The sequence below is a fragment of the Streptomyces purpureus genome, assembly GCF_014648195.1.
GTDB classification, from domain to species: Bacteria; Actinomycetota; Actinomycetes; order Streptomycetales; family Streptomycetaceae; genus Streptomyces; species Streptomyces purpureus.
In genome coordinates, this window is sequence record NZ_BMQQ01000029.1 from 20,299 (window position 1) to 40,537 (window position 20,239).

Here is a 20,239-nt window from a genome sequence, read left to right on the forward strand (position 1 = left end):
AGGACCCGGATCGTGTACTGGTGGTAGATGTGACGCGCGCCCTCGGCGACGACCGGCGTGACGACGTTCTCGGCGGTGATGTGCTCCGAGAGGTACGCGGCGTTGGCGATGCGCTGCTCGGTCCAGCCGCCGAGCTTGCCGAGCTGCACGCGGCCGATGGCGGCGTTGACGTCGGTCATGCGCATGTTGGCGCCGACGATCTCGTTGGCGTAGCGCTGCTCCATGCCCTGGTTGCGCAGCAGGCGCAGGGTGCGGGCGATCTCGGCGTCGGCCGTGGAGATCATGCCGCCCTCGAGGGAGTGCATGTTCTTCGTCGGGTAGAAGCTGAAGGTGCCGCCGGAGCCGAAGGCGCCGACGGGGGTGCCGTGCAGAGCGGCGGCGTGCGCCTGGCAGGCGTCCTCGACCACTGCGAGCTTGTGCTTGTCGGCGATGGCCATGATCTTGTCCATGGCGGCCGGGTTGCCGTAGATGTGCACCGGCATGATCGCGGCGGTGCGCGGCGTGATCGCGGCCTCGACGGCGGCCGGGTCGATGTTGAAGCTGTCGGCCTCGATGTCGACGAAGACGGCGTCGGCGCCGACGAGCCGGACGGCGTTGGCCGAGGCGGCGAACGAGAACGACGGGACGATCACCTCGTCACCCGGGCCGATGTTCAGAGCCATCAGAAGGAGGTGCAGCGCGGAGGTACCGGAGTTGACGGCGACGCAGTGACGGCCGTCGACCAGCTCCGAGAATCCCTCCTCGAACGCGGCCACCTCGGGGCCCTGTACGACGCGGCCCGTGCGCAGTACGCGTACGGCCGCTTCGATCTCTTCTTCACCGATGACCGGGCGGGCAGCGGGGATGGGCTGCTCGTTGATGCTCGGCATTGGACGTCCTCCTTGAACACCGCAAGAGCTCTATATGGCAGAGGTCAGGGGTGCGGCGGACGTCATAACGAGGCCGCGCGTACCCCTCCGGCGCGATGCCGACGCCCTACCGAGGAATGCTGGGACCGGCGTGTCCCGGATCCGGGTCGGTCACCGACCGTAGTCTCCGGGCGGGGCCCGCCCACGGCAGCGACCGGCGTCACATTATCAGCAATTTCCTAGGCAATTTCGGGGCAGTTAACGGCCCCAGGCATCAATTCCGAAACGAAACCCGCGTCCCACCCCGGCTACCCGGGGTGGAACACGGATCGTTCAGCCGATCCTCACCGGCTGTTCAGCTTTCCGTGACCGCCGTCACGGACGGCGACGACTTCTGCTCTGCCGCGGAGGTCTTGGCGGACGCCGAGGCCTTCTTGGCGGTCGTCTTCTTGGCCGCGGTCTTCTTGGCCGCCGTCTTCTTGGTGGCGGCCTTCTTCGCCGTCGCCTTCTTGGCGGTCTTGCGGGCCGTCTTCTTGGCCGGCGCGGCCTCCTCGGCGGACTCCGCCTGCTCGGCCGCGGGCTCGGACGTGGCGGACACCACGACCACGGCCGCCTCCTCGGCACCGGCCGGCGAACCGGCGGGCGCGGTGGCCTTGCGGACCACCCGGCGACGGGCGCGCGGCGGGGCGGCCACGGGGGCCTCCTCCGTCACGGCCGGCTCCGGCGCGGCGACCGGCTCCACGGCCTGCGGCTCCTGGACGGGGACCACGGTCTCCGCCTCGGCCTCGGCCTCCGGCTTCGGCGAACCGGCCGGGGCCGACGCCTTACGGGTGGCGCGGCGACGGGTCCGGGCCGGGGCCGCGGGCTCCTCCGCCACGGCCGCCAGCTGCTCGGGCTCGGCGACGACCGTCTCGACCTCGGCCTCGGCCTCCACGGCCACCGGCTCGGCCACGACCGGCTCCGGCGCGGCGGTCCGCTTCGGCGCACCCGCCGGGGCGGTCGCCTTGCGGGACGCCCGGCGACGGCCACGGCCACGGGTCGCCGCGGCCTCCGCCTCGGCCGCGGAGCTGTAGAGCTCCTCGTCCGGCACGAACTCGGGCTCGGCGAGCGCGATCGGCTCGGCGACCTCGGCCGCCAGCTCCGCCTCGGTCTCGACGGCCTCGACCTCGGGCTCGAGGGCCTCGGGGTGCTCGTGGACGTGCTCACCGCCACGGGCCCGCTTCTTGGCCCGCTTGCCGTTGCCGCCGCCACCGGGGGTGGTCGGCTGCTCCATGTGCACGATCACGCCACGGCCGTTGCAGTGGACGCAGGTCTCGGAGAAGGACTCCAGCAGACCCTGGCCGACCCGCTTACGGGTCATCTGGACCAGGCCCAGCGAGGTGACCTCGGCCACCTGGTGCTTCGTACGGTCCCGGCCCAGGCATTCGAGCAGGCGCCGCAGCACGAGGTCGCGGTTGGACTCCAGGACCATGTCGATGAAGTCGATGACGACGATGCCGCCGAGGTCACGCAGGCGCAGCTGACGGACGATCTCCTCGGCCGCCTCCAGGTTGTTCCTGGTGACGGTCTCCTCGAGGTTGCCGCCCTGGCCGGTGAACTTACCGGTGTTGACGTCGACGACGATCATCGCCTCGGTCTTGTCGATCACCAGCGAACCGCCGGACGGCAGCCACACCTTGCGGTCCAGCGCCTTCATCAGCTGCTCGTCGATGCGGTACGTCGCGAAGACGTCGACCTCGCTCGTCCACCGGGACAGGCGGTCGGCCAGGTCCGGTGCCACGTGCGACACATAGCCGTGGATGGTCTCCCACGCCTCGTCACCGCTGACGATGACCTTCGAGAAGTCCTCGTTGAAGATGTCGCGGACGACCCGGACGGTCATGTCCGGCTCACCGTAGAGAAGGGTCGGGGCGTTGCCGCTCTTCGCCTTCTTCTGGATCTCCTCCCACTGCGCCTGGAGCCGCTCGACGTCACGGCGCAGCTCGTCCTCGCTCGCGCCCTCGGCGGCGGTGCGCACGATGACGCCCGCGTCCTCGGGGACGATCTTCTTGAGGATGGTCTTCAGACGCGCCCGCTCGGTGTCCGGGAGCTTACGGCTGATACCGGTCATCGAGCCCTCGGGCACGTACACGAGGTAGCGGCCCGGAAGGGAGACCTGGCTGGTCAGACGCGCGCCCTTGTGGCCGATCGGGTCCTTGGTGACCTGCACCAGGACCGACTGGCCGGACTTCAGGGCGGTCTCGATCCGGCGCGGACCGTTCGCGAGGCCCAGCGCCTCGAAGTTGACCTCACCGGCGTACAGGACGGCGTTGCGGCCCTTGCCGATGTCGACGAAGGCGGCCTCCATCGACGGCAGGACGTTCTGCACCTTGCCCAGGTAGACGTTGCCGACGTACGAGGTCGACTGCTCCTTGTTGACGTAGTGCTCGACGAGGACGTTGTCCTCGAGGACACCGATCTGGGTGCGCTCGCCGCTCTGGCGGACGACCATCACCCGCTCGACGGCCTCACGCCGGGCCAGGAACTCGGCCTCGGTGATGATCGGAACACGGCGGCGGCCCTGCTCGCGGCCTTCGCGGCGACGCTGCTTCTTCGCCTCCAGACGGGTCGAGCCCTTGATGGACTGCACCTCGTCGGACGGCTCGGCCTTCTCACGGGCGGGGCGGGGCTCGCGGACCTTGACGACCGTACGGACGCCGTCCTCCTCGCCCGCCTCGGCCTCGACCACGCCGTCACCGGAGCGGCGACGACGACGGCGGCGACGGCGGGAGCTGCTGGTGCCGGCGGCCGAGGGGGTCTCACCCTCGGCGTGCTCCTCGAGCTCCTCCTCTTCTTCTTCCTCTTCCTCGGCGCCCTCGACGGCCTCGACGGCCATCTCGTCGGTCTCGTCGGCCTCGACGGGCTCACCGCGACGACGGCGGCGGCCGCCCCGGCGGCGGCGGCGCGAGGGACGGTCCTCGTACTCGTCGGCCTCCTCGCCCTCCAGGGCCTCGGCCTCCTCGGGCTCCTCCTCGGCCTCGACGGGCTCGGCGACGCGCTCGACAGGCTCCGCGGGCTCGCCACGGCGGCGGCGACGGCGGCGCGGACGCTCGGCCGGCGCCTCGACGACGGCCTCGGCGGTCTCCTCCTCCTCCTCGACCTCCACCTCGGCCTCGGCGGCCCGGGCGGCGGCGGCCGCGGCGGCGGTCTCCGGCGTCTGGAACATCGGCTCGGTGAAGACCGGTGCCTGGAAGACGGCCACGGCGGGCCGGGCCGCGCGGCGGCCACGGGACGGCTCGGCGGCCTTGGCGGGCTCGGCGGTGAACTCGGGCGCGGTGGCCCGGCGGCGGGTACGGCCACGGGTGGCGGCCTTCTCCGCGGCGGCGACCTCGGCCTCGGCCTCGTCGGAGGTGATCTGCTCGACGGTGCCGGACGGCAGGGCGCCCGCCTCGGCGACCGGCTCGGCGGTCTCCTCGGCCTGCGGCGCCGGAGCGGCGGTCTTACGGGTGGCGCGGCGGCGCGTGCGGGGAGCCGGAGCCTCCTCGGCGGCCGGCTCCTCGGCGGGGGCCTCCACGGCCTCCTCCACCTGGGGCGCCGGGGCGGCGGCCTTACGGGTCGCGCGGCGGCGCGTACGGGGAGCCGGAGCCTCCTCGGCGGCCGGCTCCTCGACCGGGGCCTCGGCGACCGGCTCGGCGACGGCCGGGACGACGATCTCCTCGGCGGTGGCCTCGGCCTTCGGGGACCCGGCGGCGGCGGTGGCCCGGCGGCGGGCGCGGGGCGCGGGGGCGGCGGCCTCGACGGCGGCCTCCTCCGCGTGGGTGGCGACCTCCTCGGCCTGCGCGGCGGCGGTGGCCTTACGGGTCGCGCGGCGACGCGGGCGGGCCGGGGCGGCCGGGGCCTCCTCGACGATCTCCGCCGACGCCGCGGCGGGCGCGGCCTCCTCCTCGGGAGCCGGGGCGGTGGCCTTACGGGTCGCACGGCGACGCGTACGGGGAGCCGGAGCCTCCTCGGCGGCCGGCTCCTCGACAGGCACCTCGGCGACCGGGGCGGGGGTCTCGGTGATGGTTTCGGCGGCGGCCGTCCCGGCGGTCACCGGCGGGCCCGCGGGGCGGGACGCCGCACGGCGCCGACGGCGCGGCGGCAGCGTGTCGCTAGGGCTGTTGTTGTCGTTGTCCTCGGCAGTGATGCCGGGTTCGGTCGGTCCGAGCATGCGGGCGGTTCTCCCGTCACGCTCCCGGGCGCCGCGCCGGATTCCGGTCCGGCGGCACGATCGCGTCGGTGACGCGGTGCCGCCGTCCGGGGCGCGGGCGCCGCACGGGAGCTCAATGTCTGGCTCGCCGGTTCCGTACGCGATGTACGCACGGCCTGGCGAAAGTCTTCTGGTCTGTGCGCGGCCCGACCCAGGTGGCTCCCGAGTGCCAGGGCTGCGCTACGACGACCGCTCCCTACGCGGTACCGGCGTCCGGCGCCGTCGCTGAGGCGGTCGCGGCGGCCGTGGGTGGAGCGGCCGTGACTGCCTCGCGGTCGGGCGCGAGCGGGTCGGTCACCGTGCCGGACTCCTCGTCGAAGAGCCCCTGCGCCAGCCTGGTCACCGCTGCGGGGACCGGCGGCGCCAGGTCGGCCACAGCTCGGAGACCGGACAGGACGTCGTCGGGTCGTACGGCAGGTGTCACGTGCCGAACAACCAGCCGCAGTATCGCACAGGGCTCCTGCCCCGGCCTATCAGCCGGGGAATCGGCCCGCAGGTCGGCAACGGCACCGCGGGCGTCGAAGGTCCGCATGCCGTTCTTGGTCTTGCGCTGCACCTCGACCGTCTCGGCGGCGAGGAAGGCGCCGACGGCGCGCTCGGCGTCGGCCGGATCGACCCCGTCGAGCCGCAGCTCCCACACGGAGGCGGTGAGCCGGTCGGCGAGGCCTGACGTACGGGCCTCGACCGCGTCGGTGATGTCGAGTCCGGCCGGCAGGGACTCGTCGAGCAGCTCACGCAGCTTGTCCGGGTCACGCGCCTCGGTGAGGGCGATCTCCAGGTACTCGGCCTCGGAGCCGGTGCCGGTGGGAGCGGCGTTCGCGTACGACACCTTGGGGTGCGGGGTGAAGCCCGCCGAGTACGCCATGGGCACCTCGGCACGGCGCAGAGCGCGCTCGAAGGCGCGCTGGAAGTCACGGTGGCTGGTGAACCGGAGGCGGCCGCGCTTGGTGTAGCGCAGTCGGATGCGCTGCACCGCCGGTGCGGGCGGCGGGCCTTCGGGCTGTCGCTTGCCCAGTGGTTCTTCTCCTCGGTGCGGGGCGGGCGCGGGGGGCGCGCCGCCCTCGGGACTGCGGTGGCCCCGGCCCGCGCCGCCCGGCTCATCCCCGCTTGCGCAGGGAGATCACGGGCGTCGGCGCCGGTCCTGGGGCGTCGCTTGTACTACCCAGAGTACGCGCAGGGCCCACCGCCGGTTCCACAGGCTCGTTCGGCCGCCCTCCCCCGACGAGGGCGCGCCACGCGTCCCGCCGGGCCTGCCGCACGGTCTCCCGCGCGGACGCGAGGGCACTCCGGGCGGCTCGCCCGGCCTCGACGGCGGCCTTGCGGGCGGGGGCCCAGAGCGTGTCGCGGACGAAGTGCCCGACGGGAGTGAGGAGGTTGCGGTAGCACCAGCTGACCGGCCGCCCGACGAGGGTCCACGCCACCCACTTGAGGAACCGCCCGACCGCCCGGGAGACGTACCCGGCGACACGCCAGCAGACCTTGACGGCGTCGACGATCTCCCGCCCGAGGGGAGCGAGGACGTGCCGGTAGAGCCACACGGCGGGTACGACGACCCCGTAACGGGCGAGCGGCACGAGGACGTACCGCCACAACCCGGCCCAGGGCCACACGAACAGGGCCCGGGCGAGGGGGGTGAGGACCCAGCGGTACAGCCACGCGGACGGGATCGCGATCCCGTAGCGCCACAGCACGACCCACAGGTCGACGAAGAGCAGCCGGGCGAGCCAGGCCCCGCCCCGACCGAGCGGGGTCAGCACCCAGCGGTACAGCCAGACAGCGGGGACGGCGATCCCGTACCGCGCCAGCGGGACCACGACGTACCGCCACAGCGTGCGCAGCGGCCAGACGAACAGCGTGGCGATCAGGACCCCGCCGGCAGTGACGAGAGCGGTGGCGAGCGGAGTGAGGACGTGGCGGTACAGCCAGCCCGCCGGCACCACGAGTCCGTACCGCACCAGCGGCACGACCACGTAACGCCAGAGCCGCACCCACGGCCACACGAAGAGCGCCCGGGCGAGCGGGGTGAGGACCCAGCGGTACAGCCACGCGGACGGGATCGCGACCCCGTACCGCCACAACACCACCCACAGATCGACAAAGAGCAACCGCGCCAGCCATGCCCCGCCGCGGCCGAGCGGGGTGAGGACCCAGCGGTACAGCCAGCCCGCCGGGATCGCCAGGAGGTAGCGGTACAGCGCGCCGAAGGCGGTGGCGAGCGCGCGGCCCGTGGGGCGGAGGAGAAGCCGGTCGAGGGTCTTCGCCGTGACGACGAGGACGTCCCACACCATCCGGACGGGGACGACGACCAGCAGCACCACGATCCGCACCGGAATCCTGACGGCGGCGGTCAGACACCCCTCGGGCGGCGGCGTCGGCGTGGGCTTTTCGATCTCCATGCCGGAGATGACGCAACGGCCCGGACTGGGGTTCTCCCCCGGCCGGGCCGTTGCGCGGACGTTATGCGGCTACTTGACGACCGTCAGTGGAAGCAGCTTCTTGCCGGTCGGGCCGATCTGGATGTGCGTGTCCATCTGAGGACAGACGCCACAGTCGAAGCACGGCGTCCAGCGGCAGTCCTCGACCTCGGTCTCGTCCAGCGCGTCCTGCCAGTCCTCCCAGAGCCAGTCCTTGTCCAGACCGGAGTCCAGGTGGTCCCAGGGCAGGACCTCCTCGTAGGTGCGCTCGCGGGTGGTGTACCAGTCGACGTCGACGCCCATGGACGGCAGCGTCTTCTCGGCGCACGCCATCCAGCGGTCGTACGAGAAGTGCTCGCGCCAGCCGTCGAAGCGGCCGCCGTCCTCGTACACCGCGCGGATGACCGCGCCGATACGGCGGTCGCCGCGGGAGAGCAGGCCCTCGACGATGCCGGGCTTGCCGTCGTGGTAGCGGAAGCCGATCGAGCGGCCGTACTTCTTGTCGCCGCGGATCTTGTCGCGGAGCTTCTCGAGGCGGGCGTCCGTCTCCTCGGCCGACAGCTGCGGGGCCCACTGGAAGGGCGTGTGCGGCTTGGGCACGAAGCCGCCGATCGAGACCGTGCAGCGGATGTCGTTGGAGCCGGAGACCTCGCGGCCCTTCTGGATGACGTTCATCGCCATGTCGGCGATCTGGAGGACGTCGTCGTCGGTCTCGGTGGGCAGGCCGCACATGAAGTACAGCTTCACCTGGCGCCAGCCGTTGCCGTACGCGGTGGCGACCGTACGGATCAGGTCCTCCTCCGAGACCATCTTGTTGATGACCTTGCGCATGCGCTCGGAGCCGCCCTCGGGGGCGAAGGTGAGGCCGGACCGGCGGCCGTTGCGGGTCAGCTCGTTGGCCAGGTCGACGTTGAAGGCGTCGACGCGGGTGGACGGGAGCGACAGGCCGATCTTGTCCTCCTCGTACCGGTCGGCCAGCCCCTTGGCGATGTCACCGATCTCGGAGTGGTCGGCGGAGGAGAGGGAAAGAAGGCCGACCTCCTCGAAGCCCGTCGCCTTGAGACCCTTCTCGACCATCTCGCCGATGCCGGTGATGCTTCGCTCCCGCACGGGGCGCGTGATCATGCCGGCCTGGCAGAAACGGCAGCCGCGGGTGCAGCCGCGGAAGATCTCGACGGACATCCGCTCGTGGACGGTCTCCGCGAGCGGGACCAGCGGCTGCTTCGGGTAGGGCCACTCGTCGAGGTCCATGACGGTGTGCTTGGACACGCGCCACGGCACGCCGGAGCGGTTGGGTACGACACGGGCGATACGGCCGTCGGGCAGGTACTCGACGTCGTAGAAGCCGGGGATGTAGATGTTGCCGGTCTTCGCGAGGCGGAAGAGGACCTCCTCGCGGCCGCCCGGCCGGCCCTCCGCCTTCCAGGCACGGATGATCTCGGTCATGTCGAGGACGGCCTGCTCGCCGTCGCCGATGACCGCCGCGTCGATGAACTCCGCGATCGGCTCGGGGTTGAAGGCCGCGTGGCCGCCCGCGAGGACGATCGGGTCGTCGAGGGTGCGGTTCTTCGCCTCCAGCGGGATGCCGGCGAGGTCGAGCGCGGTGAGCATGTTGGTGTAGCCGAGCTCGGTGGAGAAGCTGAGTCCGAAGACGTCGAACGCCTTCACCGGTCGGTGGCTGTCGACCGTGAACTGCGGCACCTTGTGCTCACGCATCAGCTCTTCGAGGTCCGGCCACACGCTGTACGTACGCTCGGCGAGCACGCCCTCGCGCTCGTTCAGTACCTCGTAGAGGATCATGACGCCCTGGTTGGGCAGACCGACCTCGTACGCGTCCGGGTACATCAGTGCCCAGCGGACGTCGCACTCATTCCATGGCTTGACCGTGGAGTTCAGCTCGCCGCCGACGTACTGGATCGGCTTCTGCACGTGCGGGAGCAGAGCTTCGAGCTGCGGGAAGACAGACTCGGCAGCAGACATCTCGAACCTTCGTGAGCTGGCAGGGGGCGACTCTCAAGCGTACCCCGACGCTCAGTGGCCCAGAGCCGCCCGGAGTTCCGGGGCGGAGGCCCGCGCCCAGGTCTCGGGCAGCTCGCGCTCGTGCGCCGCGCCCGCCGCCTCCTCGCGTCCGTACAGGAGTCCCCAGGTGAACGCGGACTCGCCGGCCGCGTGGGCCTGGATGGCGAGGGTGCGCAGGGTGTCGCGGGCCACCACGCTGTCCTGGTGGTCGCCGAGGAGGCTCTGGACGGCCTTGACGCGTTTCGCGAAGCGCTTGGCGGGCTTGCCGAGGGCCGGCCGGGCGGCCTCCCCGGCGTACCGGGCGCGCTTGGCGGCCTTGCGGGCCTCGTGCAGGGCGAGGTCCCGGTCATGGCCTTCGGGCAGGGCGAGCGCGTGGTCGACGCGGCGGGCCAGCCGGTCGTAGTCCTTGAGGACGGCCTTGGTCAGGACGGTGTCGGGGTCGCCGGCGGCGCCCTTGAGCAGGGGCGGGTCGGTCAGCAGCCGGTCGAGGGTGGCCAGCAGGGCGAGGTGGCGGTCGGAGTCGAGCGCGGTCAGCGCCCGGCTGCGGGCGTCGCTCTCCCGCGCTGCGCTCCAGATCCGCAGCCGGGCGTGGACGGGGCCGAGGGTGAGGGTGTCGGGCAGCTCGTCGAGGCGGCCGCGCAGCCGTTCGGCGAGGACTTCCTGGTCGCGGGCGACGCCGAGTTCGCCGGCGAGCCATTTCAGCTCGTCGCCGACGGGATCGGTGACCTGCCGGTCGAGGACCTTGCGGAAGGTCTTGAAGGCGCTGCGCAGGCGGCGGGTGGCGACCCGCATCTGGTGGACGGAGTCGGGCAGGTCGCGGCGGACGGCGGGGTCGAGGCGGATGATCGCCCCGATCTGTTCGCGTACGTAGGCGAGGACGGTGGCGCCGGCGGTGCCGTCGGCGGCGGGTGGTCCGGGGGCGGCGGCGGGCTGGGCGGCGCCTCCGGTCTCCTTCAGGGCCCGGGCGAGTTTGGAGGGGGCGGCCGAGGGTCGTACGCCGGCCTTCTTGAGGCGTTTCTCGATCGCGTCGAGGACCGAGGGGTCCGCGTCGTCGGCGAGTTCGACCTCGATCTCGGTCCAGGCGGCCTCGGGCGCCTTGCCGTCGCCGTCGCGGTCGCCGTCGGTGAGGCGCTCGGCGTGGACGGTGTCGACGGAGAGCTCGGCGAGCAGGGCGCCGTGGTCGTCGAGGAGGTGGCGGACGTCGCGGGAGGAGCGCAGGCGTACGACGGGGACGAGGTCGTCGTCGCGGACCCGGGAGCGGAGCAGGTCTGCCAGGGCGGGTGGCAGGGTCGGGCCGAGGGGGGCCTGGATCTCGTCGCGGACGCCGGTGTCGACGGGGAGTTTGAGGTGCCAGCCGGCGTCCGCGCCGCCGGTTCTGCGGCGGAGTGTGACGGAGTCGGCGGCCAGGCGCAGGCCGGGGGTGTCGTAGTAGACCGCGTCGAGTTCGGCGACGCCCTGGGGCTCCACGGCCGCGACGGGACCGACCCGGGTGAGGTCCGGCACCCGGGTCTCGGGGGTGGCTTCGTACTTCCGCTCGATCTCGCGTTTCGTATCCGCCATGAATCGAATCTAGACGCGAAGTGAACGCCGCGGCAGTGGGCCTGGGCTGTTTTCGGTGGGTCTATGCCGTTATCGGTCGCTGCACCCTGATCGACTGGAGCAGTCCGATGGCCACCCAGACGGCGAACATGGAGGAGCCGCCGTACGAGACGAACGGCAGTGGCAGTCCGGCGACCGGCATGATGCCGAGGGTCATGCCGATGTTCTCGAAGGACTGGAAGGCGAACCAGGCGATGATGCCGGCGGCGACGATCGTGCCGTACAGCTCGGTGGTCTCGCGGGCGATCCGGCCGGCCCGCCACAGGACGACGCCGAGGAGCGCGAGGATCAGTCCGGCGCCGAGGAAGCCGAGCTCCTCGCCGGCGACGGTGAAGATGAAGTCGGTCTGCTGTTCGGGGACGAACTGGCCGGTGGTCTGGTGGCCGTTGAAGAGTCCGGCGCCGTAGAGGCCGCCGGAGCCGATGGCGATGCGGGCCTGGTTGGTGTTGTAGCCGACGCCGGCCGGGTCGAGCTCGGGGTTGGCGAAGGCCGCGAAGCGGTTGAGCTGGTACTCGTCGAGGACGCCGAGCGCGGCGACGAGGGCCGCTCCGGTGATTCCGGCGCCGATCAGGCCGAGGACCCAGCGGTTGGAGGCGCCGGAGGCGAGTAGGACGCCGAGCACGATGACCACCATGACCATGACCGAGCCGAGGTCGGGCATCAGCATGACGATCACCATGGGCAGGGCGGCGAAGAAGAGGGATTTGGCGACCGTACGGTGGTCGGGGTGGATCAGGTCGCCCGCGTCGACGCGGGCGGCCAGCAGCATCGCCATCACCAGAATGATCGTGATCTTCACGAACTCGGACGGCTGGAGGGAGAATCCGCCGCCGATGACGATCCAGGCGTGGGCGCCGTTGATGGTGGCGCCGAGCGGGGTGAGGACGGCGAGGATCAGCAGGACGGAGATGCCGTAGAGGACCGGTACGGCTCCGCGCAGGGTGCGGTGGCCGAGCCAGATCGTGCCGATCATCAGGACGACGCCGATGCCGGTGTTGAGGACGTGGCGCCAGAGGAAATACTGCGGGTCGCCCTGGTTCAGCTCGGTGCGCCCGCGGGTCGCGGACCAGACGAGCAGCGCCCCGATGAAGGAGAGGGCGAGCGAGGACAGCAGCAGGGGCCAGTCGAGTCTGCGCAGCACGGAGTCGCGTGCGGTGAGCTTGGCCAGCGCACCGCGTTCGGGGGCGTACCGCGAGACGGAGAAGCCGTGGGGTCCGGTCATCGTTCAGTCCCTCCACACGGGAGGCGGGCCCGCGAGTTGCTGCTGTCCGTTGCTCTTCGCGGGGTCGACGAGCTGTTCGCTGGGGTCGTACGGCTTGACGGTCGGCGCGTCGATGGAGCCGTCGGGCTGGATCTTCGGCAGGTCCTTCTGCGGCTGGGGCAGCAGGGCGCGCTTGAGGTCCTGGTTGCCTTCGTCGTCGAGGCCGTAGAGGGCGTCGTAGATGTTGCGGACGGCGGGGCCGGAGGCGCCGGAGCCCGTACCACCCTGGGAGATCGTCATGACGATCGTGTAGTCGTCGGTGTAGGTGGCGAACCACGAGGTGGTCTGCTTGCCGTAGACCTGGGCGGTGCCGGTCTTGGCGCGCATCGGGATCTTGTCCTGCGGCCAGCCGCCGAAGCGCCAGGCGGCGGTGCCGCCGGGCCCGACGACGGAGCGCAGGCCCTTGTCGAGGTTGCTGATGGTCTCGGCGTCGATCGGCAGCTTGCCGTGGGCCTTGGGCTTGATCTCCTGGATCCGCTTGCCGTCGGGGCTGATGACGGCCTTGCCGATGGTGGGGTTGTAGAGCGTGCCGCCGTTGCTGATGGCGGCGTAGGCGGTGGCGAGCTGGATGGGGGTGATGAGCACGTCACCCTGGCCGATGGCGAAGTTGATGCTGTCGAAGGCCTTCAGCTGGTTGCCTTCGAGGCAGCTCTCGTAGGCGATCTGCTCGACGTAGGTGCCGCCCTTCTTGCCCTGCTTGCACCAGGCGTCCTTGTTCGCCTCCCAGAAGCTCTTCTTCCACTGGCGGTCCGGGATGCGGCCGCTGACCTCGTTCGGCAGGTCGATCCTGGTCTCGGCGCCGAAGCCGAAGTCGTGGGCGGTGCGGTAGAACCAGTCGTGGGCGTCCTTCTTGGGCTTTATTCCGCCGTCGCGCTGCCACTCCTGGTGGCCCAGGCGGTAGAAGACGGTGTTGCAGGAGAACTTGAGGGCGTCGCCGAGGGTGATGGGGCCGTGTCCCCGGGACTCGAAGTTCGCGAAGCTGCGGTTGCCCATGCTGTAGGAGCTGCTGCAGTTGTAGCGGTCGTTGAAGTCGTAGCCGGCCCGCACGGCCGCGCTCGCCGACACCACCTTGAAGACGGAGCCGGCCGGTGCCTGGCCCTGGATGGCGCGGTTGAGCAGCGGGTAGTTGGAGTTCTTGTCGGTGAGCTGGGCGTACTCCTTGCCGGAGATGCCGCCGATCCAGACGTTGGGGTCGTAGTCGGGCTGGGAGGCCATGGCGACGACGCGGCCGGTCCTGGACTCCATGACGACGACGGCGCCCGCGTCGGCCTCGTACTTCCGTCCGGTGATCTTGTCGGTCTCGTCCCGGACCGTCTTCATCGCCTGGTGGAGCTCGTACTCGGCGACGCCCTGGACCCGGGCGTCGATGCTGGTGACGAGGTCGGAGCCGGGGATGCCCGGGTCGGACTCGGTCTGGCCCATGACCCGGCCGAGCTTGTCGACCTCGTAGCGCGTGACGCCCGCCTTGCCGCGCAGCGCCTTGTCGTACGTGCGTTCAAGGCCGGAGCGGCCGACCTGGTCGGAGCGGAGGAACGGCGAGTCGGTGTCCTTGGCCTTCTCGATCTCCTCGTCGGTGACGGGCGAGAGGTAGCCGAGGACCTGCGAGGTCTTGGCGCTGCCGGGGGCGGGGTAGCGGCGTACGGCGGTGGGTTCGGCGGTGATGCCGGGGAAGTTCTCGGAGCTCTCCCGGATCGTCAGCGCCTGCTGGGTGGTGGCCTCGTCGGTGACCGGGATCGGCTGGTAGGGCGAGCCGTTCCAGCAGGGCTGGGGCGTCTGGGAGTCGCAGAGCCGGACCTTGTCCATGACGTCCTTGGGCTTCATGCCGAGGACGCCGGCGAGCCGGGTGAGGACGGCCTTGCCGTCGTCCTTCATCTTCATCAGCTCGGTGCGGGAGGCGGAGACGACGAGCCGGGTCTCGTTGTCGGCGAGGGGGACGCCCCGCGCGTCGAGGATGGAGCCGCGCACGGCGGGCTGGACGACCTGCTGGACGTGGTTGCTCCTGGCCTCGGCGGTGTACTCGTCGCCGTTGCGGACTTGGAGGTACCAGAGCCGTCCGCCGAGGGTGAGCAGCAGGGAGAAGACCAGGACCTGGATGATGATGAGCCGGATCTGGACCCGGGGGGTCCGCCCGGTCTCCGGGATGTTGCTCATACTGCGGTTGCCCCCTCGGTCACAGTCGCTTGATTCCCTTGATCCGGCCGGCTCGGGACGCTCTTGAACGGGCCGCCTTCATGCGCAGTCCGCCGCGTTGGCGGCCGATCCGCAGTCCGGTGCCGGAGGAGAGCCAGCCCGAGGAGACGTCGGTGGCGGCCGGGGTGGTCTCGGCGAGCGGGTCGTTCTCGGCGCGCCGGGCCAGGGCCATGATGAACGGCACCGTGAACGGCGCGAGGAGCAGGTCGTACAGGACGGCGGTGAACAGCAGCGACGTCAGGCCGACATGGCGGGCGGCGGTGTCGCCGACGAGGGCGCCGACGCCGGCGTACAGCAGCGTGGAGCCGATCGCGGCGACGACGACGCCGGCCATCGGGCCGGTGGCGGACCTGATCTGCCCGTTCTCGGGGCGGATGAGGCCGGCGAGGTAGCCGATGACGCAGAGGACCAGCGCGTAGCGGCCGAGGGCGTGGTCGGCGGGTGGGGCGAGGTCGGCGAGGAGGCCGGCGCCGAAGCCGATGAGGGCGCCGCTGACGTGTCCGTAGACGAAGGCGAGGCCGAGGACGGTGAGCAGGACCAGGTCGGGGACGGCGCCGGGGAGCTGGAGGCGGGCCAGTACGGAGACCTGGACGACGAGGGCGACGACGATGAGGGTGCTGGAGAGCAGGATCCGGTTGAATCGCATGGCGTGTGCTACTCCCCGTCGTTCTGGCCGGTGTCCTGGCCGGTGCCGGGCTCTTGCTGTCCCTCGGCTTCGGTGCTGGCGGTGGGGCTGGGGGTCACGGTGACCGTGACGGTCGGCGCGGGCTTGGGCCGTTCGGGCAGCACCATGTCGCGGGGGTCCTCGCGGGGCGGCTGGACGACCACGCCGACGATGTCGAGCTTGCTGAAGCCGACGTACGGGCGTACGTAGAGGTTTCGGGTGAGGCCGCCGCCGGCGGGGTCGACGCGGACGACCTCGCCGACCGGGACGCCGGGCACGAACGGCTTGTGGCCGTGGGAGCCGAAGGTGACGAGCCGGTCGCCGGGCTTCACCTTGGCCTTGCCGTTGAGGAGCTGGACGAGCAGGGGCCGGTCGCCCTGGCCGGTGGCGAAGCCGAGTTCGTCGCTCTTCTCCAGGCGGGTACCGACGGTGAAGTCGGGGTCGTTGGCGAGGAGTACGGTCGCGGTGGACGGGCCGACGGTGGTGACCCGGCCGACGAGTCCGGCGCCGTTGAGGACGGTCATGTCGCGCTTGATGCCGTCGTTGGCACCTGCGTCGATGGTGACGGTCCAGGAGAAGCCCTGCGCGGACCCTATGGCGATGACTTCGGCGGCCTTGATGCCGTACTGGCCGGCGCCGGCCTTCTTGAGCATGCCGTCGAGTTCCCGCAGGCGGCTGCGGTTGCGGTCGTCGCTGCCGAGCTTCACCTTGAGGGCGGCGTTCTCGCGCTCCAGCGCGGCGATCCGGGTGTGGCGCTCGCCGGAGTCGCGTACCGCTCCTATGGCGTTGCCGATCGGATCGACGGCCGCCGCGACGCCGTTCTCGACCGGTCCGAAGACCGTGGCGGCGGCCTGCCGGGCGCCGTCGACCGGTGACTCCTCGCCGCCGCGGATGTCCACCGTGATCAGCGCGAACGCGATGGCGATCAGCAGCACCAGGAGCAGCCGGCTCTCTCGTGTGTCCCTCACGTGCGGCGGCCGTGCCTTCCTCGTTGGAATGTGCGGTTTACAGCGTTTATCTGGTTTGGAGTTGTTCGGCTCGGGGCGTGATACCAACGATCCCCAGTACGGGTGGGGGTGCCACCCGTACTGGGGTCGCCGGAAGGATCGTTGAGGATCCGTTATCGGCGGGGCTGGGCGTCCAGCACCTGCTGGAGCGCCTCGAACTCCTCCACGCACTTGCCGGAACCGAGCGCCACCGAGTCCAGCGGGTCCTCGGCGATGTGGATCGGCATGCCGGTCTCGCGGCGGAGCCGCTCGTCGAGGCCGCGCAGCAGGGCGCCGCCACCTGTGAGAACGATGCCGCGGTCCATCACGTCACCCGAGAGCTCCGGCGGACACTTGTCGAGGGTCGTCTTGACCGCGTCGACGATGGCGTTGACCGGCTCCTCGATGGCCTTGCGGACCTCGGCGGCGGAGATGACCACGGTCTTGGGCAGGCCGGAGACCAGGTCACGGCCGCGGATCTCGGTGTGCTCGTCCTGTTCGAGGTCGTAAGCCGAACCGATGGTGATCTTGATCTGTTCGGCGGTCCGCTCACCGAGCAGGAGGGAGTACTCCTTCTTGATGTGCTGGATGATCGCGTTGTCGAGCTCGTCGCCGGCCACCCGGATGGACTGTGCCGTGACGATTCCGCCGAGGGAGATGACGGCGACCTCGGTGGTGCCGCCACCGATGTCGACGACCATGTTGCCGGTGGCCTCGTGGACGGGGAGGCCCGAGCCGATGGCCGCGGCCATGGGCTCCTCGATGATGTGCACCTGACGGGCGCCGGCCTGGGTCGACGCCTCGATGACGGCGCGGCGCTCGACGCCGGTGATGCCGGAGGGCACACAGACGACGACCCGCGGGCGGGCCAGGTAGCGGCGCTTGTGGATCTTGAGGATGAAGTAGCGGAGCATCCGCTCGGTGATCTCGAAGTCGGCGATCACGCCGTCCTTCAGTGGCCGGACGGCAACGATGTTGCCCGGTGTCCGGCCGATCATCTTCTTCGCCTCGGCGCCCACCGCCAGGATGCCGCCGGTGTTGGTGTTGATCGCGACGACGGACGGCTCGTTCAGGACGATGCCCCGCCCCCTGACGTACACCAGCGTGTTGGCGGTCCCGAGGTCGACAGCCATGTCACGGCCGATGAACGACATTGAGTTCCCCTTGTTTCCCATGAGGATGCGTCGGGCCTTCCCAGATCGAGCGTTGACGGCTTCTCAGGTCGGCGAGGTGGGTTCGAGGTGACTGCTGTGGCGTGGAGGCTTCCATCGTAGTGCCGCCTCCACCGACACGGCGCGGTGGTGTCCACCTCTGTATAGGTGACGTGATGTTGCGGCGATGCGTTCCCGGTCAGCGCGTTCCTACACCGAGGGGCGACCGAAATTCCTTCGGTCGCCCCAGGTCGCGGGCTCTGTTCGGCTGACGCCAGGTCAGGAAAGGCCGGGGAAGAAAATCTTGAGTTCCCGAATGGCGGACTCCTCGGAGTCCGATGCGTGGATGAGGTTCTCGCGGACGATGGTGCCGAAGTCGCCGCGGATGGAACCGGGCGCGGCCGCGATCGGGTCGGTGGGGCCGGCGAGCTGGCGCACGCCCTCGATGACCCGCTCACCCTCGACGACGAGCGCGACGACCGGGCCCGACTGCATGAACTCCATCAGCGGCTCGTAGAACGGCCGGCCGACGTGCTCGGCGTAGTGGGTCTCCAGCGTCTCGCGGTCGAGCCGGCGGAGCTCCAGGGCGGTGATCTGCCAGCCGGCCTTGCGCTCGATGCGGCCGACGATCTCGCCGACCAGGCCGCGGCGTACGGCGTCGGGCTTGAGCAGGACGAGCGTGCGCTGGCTCACGGGGGAACTCCTTCATATGCGGATGCGGGACCTGCGCGGGCAGGGACTCAGAGGCTACAGGGCATACCCCCGTGCCGGTTACGCAGCGTCAGGCCCTGGGGTGCTCTGCCCGGATCCCTGCGCCGCGGCCCAGTCGGCCTTCACCTGGTCGACCCGCCGGCCGTAGTGCACCGACGCCCACCACAGCACGGCGAAGACCGCGCCCAGGAAGAACATCACCGGGATCACGAAGCCACTGGCGATCAGACCGATCTGCAGGGCCCACCCCAGCTGCACCCCACCCGGACGGGTGATCATGCCGCAGAGCAGCACCGACAGCAGCATGCCGACGCCGCAGACCGTCCACACCGTGGACGTGGCCAGCGTGTCGTCCTTCATGGCGACCAGACCGGCGAAGCCGATCACGAAGAACTCGCCGATCAGGGTGGATGCACAGAGCGTACGCATCGGGGTCAGCGCCTTCCCAGCAGCAGCCGGGCCTCGCCGACCGTGATCACGGAACCGGTCACGAGCACACCCGCGCCCGCGTACTCGTCCTCCTCCTCGGCGAGCGTGATCGCCGCCTCCAGAGCGTCGTCCAGCCGCGGCTCGACCACCACGCGCTCGTCGCCGAAGACCTCGACCGCCAGGGCGGCCAGCTCGTCGACGTCCATCGCGCGATGGCTGGAGTTCGCCGTGACGACGACCTCCGCGAAGATCGGCTCGAACGCCTCCAGCAGGCCCTTGACGTCCTTGTCGCCGCTCGTACCGACCACGCCGATGAGCCGGGAGAACCCGAACGACTCGGTGACACCGTCGGCCGTGGCCCGCGCGCCGGCGGGGTTGTGCGCGGCGTCCAGGACGACCGTGGGGCTGCGCCGCACGACCTCCAGACGGCCAGGCGAGACGACCGAGGCGAACGCCTTGCGGACCGTGTCCATGTCGAGCGTGCGGGCCGCCTGCGCGCCGACCCCGAAGAACGCCTCCACCGCGGCGAGCGCCACCGCGGCGTTGTGCGCCTGATGGGCCCCGTACAGCGGCAGGAAGATCTCCTCGTACTCACCGCCGAGCCCGCGCAGCGTCACCAACTGGCCGCCGACGGCGACCTCGCGGGCGACGACACCGAACTCCATGCCCTCACGGGCGACCGTGGCGTCGACCTCGACGGCCTTCTTCAGCATCACCTGCGCGGCATCGACCGGCTGCTGGGCCAGGATGACCGTCGCGCCCTGCTTGATGATCCCGGCCTTCTCGGTCGCGATCTCGGCGGGCGTGGAACCGAGCCGGTCCGTGTGGTCCAGATCGATGGGGGTGACCACGGCGACCGAGCCGTCGATCACGTTCGTCGCGTCCCAGCTGCCGCCCATGCCGACCTCGACGACCGCGACGTCGACCGGCGCGTCCGCGAACGCGGCGTACGCCATGCCGGTGAGGACCTCGAAGAACGAGAGGCGGTACTCCTGGGCCGCGTCGACCATCTCGACGTACGCCTTGATGTCCTGGTACGTCTCGATGAACCGCTCGGCGCTGATCGGTGCGCCGTCCAGGCTGATCCGCTCGGTGATCGACTGCACGTGCGGCGAGGTGTACCGCCCGGTGCGCAGCTCGAAGGCGGAGAGCAGGGCCTCGATCATCCGGGCCGTCGACGTCTTGCCGTTCGTCCCCGTGATGTGGATCGAGGGGTACGCCCGCTGCGGCTCGCCGAGGACGTCCATCAGGGCCTCGATCCGGGAGACCGACGGCTCCAGCTTGGTCTCGCCCCAGCGGGCCGCGAGCTCGCTCTCGACCTCGCGCAGCGCCTTGTCCACCTCCGGATCGGCGGGCCGGGCGGGCACATGGTCGTTCTGCGGCGCGCCGGCCTGGGCACGCAGGGTGCGGCTGCCGGCCTCGATCACCGCCAGGTCGGGGTCGCGGGTCGTCTCCGCTTCCACGATGTCGTCGAAGTCGTCGTCGAAGCTGTCACTGGCCGAGGGCTGCTCACTCACAGGCCCCAGTCTACGGAGCACCACCGACAGACCTGGGAGAGGCCTCGCCCGGGCCTTCCGGCCCGCCCGATTCGGGACCTTCGGCCCGGGGGCGTACGGGCGGACGGGGGCTGTCCCGGGTCTCAGGCCGGGAGCAAGAGCCAGGCGGGGGCGGGCCGGAGTGGGCGGCTCGGATGTCACGCCGACAGGCCGGCCGCGAGCAGGGCCAGGACGGGACGGGCC

14 protein-coding genes are annotated in these 20,239 nt (G+C 71.1%); all 14 read right to left on the reverse strand.

Going from position 1 to position 20,239, the window contains the following annotated elements; translation table 11 throughout:
- On the reverse strand, nucleotides 1–869 hold an 869-nt coding region (locus tag IEZ01_RS28105), incomplete at its 3' end, for a DegT/DnrJ/EryC1/StrS family aminotransferase (protein ID WP_229833256.1).
- A gap of 334 nt (nucleotides 870–1,203) precedes the next feature.
- Nucleotides 1,204–5,037 carry an Rne/Rng family ribonuclease gene (locus tag IEZ01_RS28110; RefSeq protein WP_189204440.1) on the reverse strand — a complete coding sequence of 1,278 codons (3,834 nt, stop codon included), beginning with the start codon at nucleotides 5,035–5,037 and terminating at the stop codon, nucleotides 1,204–1,206.
- Between the two features lie 235 nt (nucleotides 5,038–5,272).
- Nucleotides 5,273–6,049, reverse strand: a complete 777-nt coding sequence (locus IEZ01_RS28115; protein WP_189204442.1) for a TIGR03936 family radical SAM-associated protein — start codon at nucleotides 6,047–6,049, stop codon at nucleotides 5,273–5,275.
- A 124-nt stretch (nucleotides 6,050–6,173) separates the two neighbouring features.
- Nucleotides 6,174–7,472 carry a hypothetical protein gene (locus IEZ01_RS28120; protein ID WP_189204444.1) on the reverse strand — a complete coding sequence of 433 codons (1,299 nt, stop codon included), beginning with the start codon at nucleotides 7,470–7,472 and terminating at the stop codon, nucleotides 6,174–6,176.
- Nucleotides 7,473–7,541: 69 nt separating this feature from the next.
- Entirely contained in the window at nucleotides 7,542–9,470 is a 1,929-nt protein-coding gene (locus tag IEZ01_RS28125; RefSeq protein ID WP_019886266.1) for a TIGR03960 family B12-binding radical SAM protein, read from the reverse strand.
- Between the two features lie 51 nt (nucleotides 9,471–9,521).
- The gene (locus IEZ01_RS28130) at nucleotides 9,522–11,069 is read right to left on the reverse strand and encodes a CYTH and CHAD domain-containing protein (protein WP_189204446.1); all 1,548 of its coding nucleotides are present in this window, start codon (nucleotides 11,067–11,069) and stop codon (nucleotides 9,522–9,524) included.
- Between the two features lie 61 nt (nucleotides 11,070–11,130).
- Nucleotides 11,131–12,330: a rod shape-determining protein RodA gene (gene rodA, locus IEZ01_RS28135; RefSeq protein ID WP_019886268.1), complete on the reverse strand. Its 1,200-nt coding sequence runs from the start codon at nucleotides 12,328–12,330 to the stop codon at nucleotides 11,131–11,133.
- Nucleotides 12,331–12,333: 3 nt separating this feature from the next.
- Entirely contained in the window at nucleotides 12,334–14,520 is a 2,187-nt protein-coding gene (gene mrdA / locus IEZ01_RS28140) for a penicillin-binding protein 2 (RefSeq protein WP_189204448.1), read from the reverse strand.
- Between the two features lie 19 nt (nucleotides 14,521–14,539).
- The gene (mreD, locus tag IEZ01_RS28145) at nucleotides 14,540–15,205 is read right to left on the reverse strand and encodes a rod shape-determining protein MreD (RefSeq protein ID WP_189204450.1); all 666 of its coding nucleotides are present in this window, start codon (nucleotides 15,203–15,205) and stop codon (nucleotides 14,540–14,542) included.
- 8 nt (nucleotides 15,206–15,213) lie between these two features.
- Complete coding sequence (mreC, locus tag IEZ01_RS28150) at nucleotides 15,214–16,191, reverse strand: rod shape-determining protein MreC (protein ID WP_019886271.1); 978 nt, start codon at nucleotides 16,189–16,191, stop codon at nucleotides 15,214–15,216.
- 152 nt (nucleotides 16,192–16,343) lie between these two features.
- Nucleotides 16,344–17,363: a rod shape-determining protein gene (locus tag IEZ01_RS28155; protein ID WP_019886273.1), complete on the reverse strand. Its 1,020-nt coding sequence runs from the start codon at nucleotides 17,361–17,363 to the stop codon at nucleotides 16,344–16,346.
- Between the two features lie 276 nt (nucleotides 17,364–17,639).
- On the reverse strand, nucleotides 17,640–18,053 hold the full coding sequence (gene ndk / locus IEZ01_RS28160) for a nucleoside-diphosphate kinase (protein ID WP_189204452.1): 414 nt from the start codon (nucleotides 18,051–18,053) through the stop codon (nucleotides 17,640–17,642).
- Nucleotides 18,054–18,131: 78 nt separating this feature from the next.
- Complete coding sequence (locus IEZ01_RS28165; RefSeq protein ID WP_019886275.1) at nucleotides 18,132–18,500, reverse strand: DUF4233 domain-containing protein; 369 nt, start codon at nucleotides 18,498–18,500, stop codon at nucleotides 18,132–18,134.
- Nucleotides 18,501–18,505: 5 nt separating this feature from the next.
- The gene (gene folC / locus IEZ01_RS28170; RefSeq protein WP_019886277.1) at nucleotides 18,506–20,017 is read right to left on the reverse strand and encodes a bifunctional tetrahydrofolate synthase/dihydrofolate synthase; all 1,512 of its coding nucleotides are present in this window, start codon (nucleotides 20,015–20,017) and stop codon (nucleotides 18,506–18,508) included.
- Nucleotides 20,018–20,239: the final 222 nt, after the last annotated feature.